The sequence below is a fragment of the Hymenobacter profundi genome, from assembly GCF_019334315.1.
Lineage (GTDB): Bacteria > Bacteroidota > Bacteroidia > Cytophagales > Hymenobacteraceae > Hymenobacter > Hymenobacter profundi.
On record NZ_JAHWGL010000171.1, the window covers coordinates 1 to 5,490 of the forward strand.

Genomic DNA, 5,490 nt, shown 5'->3' on the forward strand with positions numbered 1-5,490 from the left:
TAGCCGAGGGTAAGATTCTACAGCTGTTCTAGCAGCACGCCCAGGTCGCCGTTGGTGGCGGCGCGCAGGAGCAGGGCGCGCCAGAGGTTGTTCACGGCCAAGGCTTGGTCGGTTTCGGCGCGGTTGAGGGTAAGGGCGGCTTGCGTAAGTACCACCAGGTTGTCGAGGCCGGCATCGTAGCGGGCTTTGGCCTGCACAAAGGCGCGGCTGGCCGCGTCGAGCTGGCGTGGGGCCTCCTGGGCCGTCTGGTTGGCCAGCTCCAGTTGCAGCACGGCGTTTTGCCGCTCGGTTTGCAGCAGCAGCACTTGTTGGCTGTACTCGGCCTGGGCCTGGTTCACGCGCTGCTGCTGGGCGTTGGTGGCGTATTTGGTACGCCACAGCTCGGTGATATTCCACGACAATGCACCGCCCAGCACGTAGTTGTAGGCCTTAAAGGGTAGGCCGGCCCCCAGCGACGCATCAATGGGGTAGGTGCCGTCGGGGCCGGTGCGGTTGCCGATGCCCGAGCCGCGTCCCCACGTGGCCCCCACCAGCGATAGGGTAGGGCGCTTGTTCATGAGCAGCAGGTTGTTCTGAGCTTCGCTGGCCCGCACGCGCTGCTGAGCGGCCCGCAGAATGGGCGGCTGGTGCGTGGTGTCGGAGTATACGGCCGGAGCAATGTTGGGCAGCTTGGTATAGAACTCCATCGAGTCGAGCTGGATGGCCTGCATGGGCGTACCCAGTAGGCTGGCTAGCTGCACGCGTTGCTGCAAGGCCTGCTGCTGGCTGGTTAGAAACTGCAATTGCGCCCGCGAGTACTCGGCATTCGTAGTAGAGCTGTCGATACCCGGCCGGATGCCCGACATGGTGCCGGCCCGTATCACCCGCCGCAACGACTGTGTGCGTTGCAGGTTGGCTCGTTGCAACGCCACCGACTTTTGGGCCACCAGCGCCAGCATAAACGCATCGGCCACGCGCACCTGGTGCGCAAACATCTCCTGCTCGTAGTCGGCCTGGGCCTGGTTGGTGGCGGCGTTGGCGCGTTCTAGGGTAGCGCGAAAGCGTCCAAACGTGAGCACCGGCCACTCCACCACCAAGCCGCCCTGGCTGGTCCAGGTGGTTTGGCTGCTGAAATCGGGCCGCACCCCAGCAATACCGAGGGCGCCGCCTGGCAGCACCGCACCGCGCACTTGGTTGGCGGTGCCGTGCGCGGCTTGCACCTGGGCCGTAATCTGGGGTAGGAAGTTGGCCCGATTCGTCCGTACATCGGCGGCGGCGGCCTCCACGGCGGCCTGCCGCGCCCGCAGCGCCGGGTAGTTGGCGCGGGCCAGCTCCAGCGCCTGGGGCAGTGTGAGCGGCGACGAAGGCACGGCCTGCGCCTGGGCCACGGCAGGCTTGGAAATGGCTATACCTAGAAAGCCAACCGCCAGCAGCACCAGGAAGCGGCAGCGGTCAGATGGTAGTAAATACAGGGAGGAAAGCGTTGCTAGCATGATGCCAGTAAAGCTAGAGCCGCGGTATTAGACTGATGTTAGTGATAGATTAGAAGTTATTAGAGTGTCTTTTAATAAGGCTTCTGGGCTCGTGCTGCCAACAAATGAGAAGTACGCTTGAGTGAGAAATCAAGCGAAGAGACCAGCATGCTTCAACTCTGCGCCGCATCACGCCTAAAGGGTAGCCACTGCTTCCAAGGCAGCCACAGGTCTATCTGCTACCCTTTCAGTAGGGGTAGGCTGACTTCGGCAATGGTGCCACCACCTGGCCGGGGTAGCAGATGAAGCACGCCTTGGTGCAGCTGCAAAATCTCGTGGGCCAGCGTCAGCCCAATGCCGAAGCCCTGAATATGTTGCGTGTTGCTCCCGCGAATCAGCGGCTGAAAAATAAATTGCATATCGGCGGGCGCTATGCCAACGCCCTGATCTTCAATATACAGCCGAATGCCTTGGTCGGTGTTCATTGTCAGGCGCAGGGCCACTGGCTGCTCCGCCGAGTATTTGCAGGCGTTGTCTACCAGATTCACCAGGGCCGTGCGCAGCAGGTGGCGGTTGCCGAATACCGTAGGCGGCACCGCTTGCCGCTCTACGCCCTCGCCCACGTCCAGCGACAGGCGCTGTTGGGGGCGCTGGTGCTGCACAGTGTCAATCACATCTAGCAGAATGTCCATCACTTCTAGCGGCTGGCGGTCGAGGTGGGGCGTGATGCCCCCGAGGCGCGCCAGGTGCAGCAGGCCGTTGGTCAGCTCTGTGAGCTTGTCCAGCTCGTGGGCGGCGTGGCTGATGCCTTCCTTTAAGCTGGTCACGTCCGAATCGTAATCCAGGGAAGTTTCCAGCCAACCTTTGATAGTGGTCAGGGGCGTGCGCAGCTCGTGCGAGGCCTGCGCAATAAACGCCTGCTGACTGGCGGCCAGGGCCTCTTGCCGCGTCAGCAGGTCGTTGAAGGCCGTTGCCAGAACGCCTACCTCGTCGTGGGGGTTGGAGGCCTGCAGGCGAAAACTAGCCGCCTGGGAGCCGGGCGCCCGCAGCTGGCGAATCAGGAAATTCAAGGGGGCCAGCGCCCGGCTGGCGAAAAGCAGCCCCAGCCCGGCTACCAGCACCACGGCCATCAGGTTGCCGTAGAGCAGCGAATTCAGCAGGGTGTATTGGCGGGTGTAGCCGTTGCTGTCGTAGGCCGTCACAATAGCCACGTACTCACCGGGGGCATCTGGAGAGTGATAGGTGATGGCCACGCCATCTTTGGGGTACTGATGGCTGGGGCTGCTGAACGAAAAAGCATATTCCTTTTCCTGCCGCACCTGCGCCAGGAATTCCGGGGTAGGCTGAAAGTCCTGCCCGTGTAGGCTGCTGTAGAGCGGCGTATTGTCGGGGGCGTAGAGGTACTCGGCCTGCTCGGGTAGGGAAGCCAGCACATGGCTGACAATGGTGTCGCCAAGCACCTGATGGGCCACGTTGGCCTTGCGCGTGAGGCGGGTAGTGAAGGAATCCTGGCGAAAATCAATGTAGCTCAGGTACACGTAGGTGGAGAAGGCCAGCAAAATCAGGCCCACCAAACCGCTGAACCACAGCAGGAGCTTGTGCTTGATCTGGAGCCGCGCCGCCATTAGCCCTGCATCAAATAGCCCATGCCTACCACCGTGTGCAGCAGCTTTTGCCCAAAATTCTTATCAATTTTCTTGCGCAAGTAGTTGATGTATACGTCAATCACATTGGTATTGGTGTCGAAGTGCAGGTCCCACACCTTCTCGGCAATTTCCACCCGGCTCACGGTTTTACCCTTGTTCACCATCAGAAATTCCAGCAGCGCATACTCGCGGGTAGTCAGCTCGATGCGCTGCCCGGCCCGGCGCACCATGCGGGCGTCCACGTCCATTTCCAGGTCGGCTACCTGCAACAGGGCGTGCTGGCCGGCGTAGGAAATGCTGCGGCGGGCCAGCGCCCGAATACGCAACAGCAGCTCCCGAAACACGAAGGGCTTCACGAGGTAGTCGTCGGCGCCCGCCCCGAAGCCGCTTTCCTTGTCCTGCATGCCATCAAGGGCCGTGAGCATGAGCACGGCCTGGCGCGGCGAGTGCTGCTTGATATAGCGGCACAGCTCGAACCCATTGATGTGCGGTAGGTTCACGTCCAGAATCACCACGTCGTAGGGGCGCTGCTCGAACATGCGCTGGCCCATTAGGCCATCGTAGGCCACGTCCAGCTCATAGTTTTCGCTTTCGATACCCTTGCGGATAAACGAGGCCAGGCTTACTTCATCTTCAACGAGGAGAATTCTCAAGACAACGATTTTTCGGGATGCAAGAAAGAATGTCGGCGCCGGCACGATGGGACTACCCGCAAGTGAGGGGGTAGGGCGAAGTCGCCCGCACCGCGTCAGCCTGAGAAAACAAGCCGCGCCTTCAGCGGCCGGCGGCGGGTAGTGCCGCACCGCCACTGATTTTGAATACGTACGCCAGCGGCGAAGGGATCTGCGCCGGACTTAGGGTAGGCGGCTGAATGGTGAGCTGGCCGCCTTTGGTGGTGGCTTTCACTGGTACCGGGCTACCCAACAGCGTCACCTGGGGCGGCTTGCGGGTAGAGCGCACGCCGGCTACCACAAAGGGAGCGGCAGGCCAGGCCGTGGCCAGCACGTACAGGTCGTTGCCCTTGGCGGTGTAGTAGAGCGTTTTGTTCGGCTCGCTTTGGGTAACGCCCGGCTCCCAAGCGGTGGTACCGTAAATAGACTCGCCGTTGATAGCCAGCCACTTGCCAATGTCCACCAACCGTTCCTGCATCAGCACCGGAATGGTGCCATCGGCCGCCGGGCCAATGTTGAGCAGCAGGTTGCCGCCCCGGCTCACGATGTCGATGAGCTGGTGTACGAGCTGGGCTGAGGAGAGGTAGTCATCGATGTTTTCGGCGCGGTTGAAGCCGTAGGACTGGCCCATGCCGCGGCTTTCCTCCCAGGGGTGGTGCGCGCCTACCTTGTCGTTGTCGCTGGCGTACTCGCTGGTGTAGTAGCCGCCGTGCTGGCTGCGGGTGCCGCGGCCCCACCGGTCATTCACCACCACTTCCATTTTGTTGGGGGCGTTGTTGTAGAGCCACGCCAGAAATTCGCGGCTTTTCCAGTACTCGGCGGGCCGGTCCCATTCGCCATCGGCAAAGAGCAGGGCCGGCTGGTAGCGCGTGACCAGTTCCTTGAGTTGCCACAGGGAGTTCTGGTCCACGTACTGCGCGTCGGGTATCTGGTGCTTGGCAATGTCAGCAGCGGGGAGGTAGTAGCCGCCGGGCCGGCTGGGGGTAGGAGTGCTTTCCCACTCCATTAAAGAGTAGTACAGGCCCATTTTCAGGCCGCGGGCGCGTACGGCCTGGGTTAGCTCGCCCACCAAATCGCGCTTCGGCCCCACGGCGCCGCTATTCCACTGCTGCTTGTAGGGGGCGGTGGTAGGCCACAGGGAGTAGCCGTCGTGGTGCTTTGAGGTGAGTACCACGTAGCGGGCGCCGGCGCGCACAAACAAATCGGCCCAGCGGGCGGGGTCGAACAGCTCAGCCCGAAACAGCGGCCCGAAGTCGCGGTAGGTGAAGGTGGGGCCGTAATTTTTGTTGTGAAAGCTCTCACGCAGCGCCGCATTGCCGTATACATCGGCCCCGTACCACTCGGCGTAGGTTTCGTAGGGGCGGGGACTCACGGGCCGGTAGGCCGGCACCGAGTACACGCCCCAATGAATGAAAATGCCAAACTTTGCATCCGTAAACCACTGCGGCACCGGGCGCTGGTCCAACGAAGCCCAGGTAGGCTGGTAGGTGGTTTGGGCCTGCGCCTGGGTTGCGGCGCCTAGACCTGCCAGTAGCAGCCAGGGTGCGTAATGGAGAAACGGCATAGGAGGCGTGGTTTAGGAGGAGTTGCTAGGTTCTCAGCGGAGTGTATATGGTAGAAACACAATACGTTGTGTCTCGTCGTTGAATAACTCGCATCAGTAGACGATGAAGATACTCGGAAGCTGTTTGAGTTAAATAGTGAACGGTGTAGAGACGCATA

General features: G+C 61.5%; 4 protein-coding genes. All 4 read right to left on the minus strand.

What is annotated here, in order from left to right:
* Nucleotides 1–17: 17 nt before the first annotated feature.
* Complete coding sequence (locus KYK14_RS21440; protein ID WP_219161706.1) at nt 18–1,472, minus strand: TolC family protein; 1,455 nt, start codon at nt 1,470–1,472, stop codon at nt 18–20.
* A gap of 218 nt (nt 1,473–1,690) precedes the next feature.
* A complete protein-coding gene (locus KYK14_RS21445; protein ID WP_219161707.1) occupies nt 1,691–3,076 on the minus strand; it encodes a sensor histidine kinase in 1,386 nt (461 codons plus the stop codon).
* Nucleotides 3,076–3,750 (minus strand): response regulator transcription factor, encoded by a 675-nt coding sequence (locus KYK14_RS21450; protein ID WP_219161708.1) that lies wholly within the window; start codon nt 3,748–3,750, stop codon nt 3,076–3,078. The genes KYK14_RS21445 and KYK14_RS21450 overlap by 1 nt, the downstream gene beginning before the upstream one ends.
* 121 nt (nt 3,751–3,871) lie before the next feature.
* Nucleotides 3,872–5,332, minus strand: a complete 1,461-nt coding sequence (locus KYK14_RS21455) for an alpha-L-fucosidase (RefSeq protein ID WP_219161709.1) — start codon at nt 5,330–5,332, stop codon at nt 3,872–3,874.
* Nucleotides 5,333–5,490 lie beyond the last annotated feature (158 nt).